Below are 241 nucleotides of genomic sequence, written 5' to 3'. Positions count from 1 at the left end.
GATTGTTGACCGGTGAATCGCCGTTAGCAGCGCATCAAACTACTACACCCGCTGCCAAGGTATTAAACGACCAACCTGATTCTCTAATAAATCGCCAAACCAATGGCCATACTGATGAAAGTGGTGAAGTTAATGAAGAACAAGTATCTACCCCTTCTGCAGACACGGATATCTTTGCAGACATGTTGGCTGAATTAACCGATGAAGTACTAGAACAAAAGCTCTAAAAACTAGATACCAC

The 241-nt window shown here is 42.7% G+C and carries 1 protein-coding gene; it reads left to right on the top strand.

The genetic code is table 11. The annotated features are described in order from the left end of the window. Positions 1-227: hypothetical protein (locus SB772_RS44940; RefSeq protein ID WP_410839145.1), on the top strand; the 227-nt coding region annotated here is incomplete at its 5' end. Positions 228-241: the final 14 nt, after the last annotated feature.

The sequence above is a fragment of the Paraburkholderia sp. SIMBA_030 genome (assembly GCF_046535245.1).
Classification (GTDB): domain Bacteria; phylum Pseudomonadota; class Gammaproteobacteria; order Burkholderiales; family Burkholderiaceae; genus Paraburkholderia.
Note: the sequence above shows the minus strand (reverse complement) of the source record. Positions and strands in the feature narration are given on the sequence as shown.